General features: G+C 69.5%; 1 protein-coding gene. It reads right to left on the reverse strand.

Annotation, left to right across the window (positions count from 1 at the left end; all coding sequences use genetic code 11):
- Window positions 1-201, reverse strand: a 201-nt coding sequence (locus OH705_RS28820; protein WP_267303647.1) for a hypothetical protein, incomplete at its 3' end; no start/stop codon positions are given.
- Between the last annotated feature and the right edge of the window lie 32 nt (window positions 202-233).

Below are 233 nucleotides of genomic sequence, written 5' to 3' on the forward strand. Positions count from 1 at the left end.
CGGCACGTCGACGATGCGGTCGTACATCGGGCGCTGCAGATGCGTCCAGGCCGCGCCCGCGTGCAGCAGGTCGAACCAGCGCTCGGCGGTCGCAGGATCGATGACATCCGGCCAGTAGCGGATGCCGCCCTGCGCATCATCCACCAGGTGGTGCATCGCCGGGGCGAACAGATCGTCGGTGTGGGCGGTCAGCGCACGCATGGCGGGTCAGTGGAAATCGCGGGAGCCGGGCT

This window comes from Pseudomonas sp. BJa3 (genome assembly GCF_026343815.1).
Classification (GTDB): domain Bacteria; phylum Pseudomonadota; class Gammaproteobacteria; order Pseudomonadales; family Pseudomonadaceae; genus Aquipseudomonas; species Aquipseudomonas soli.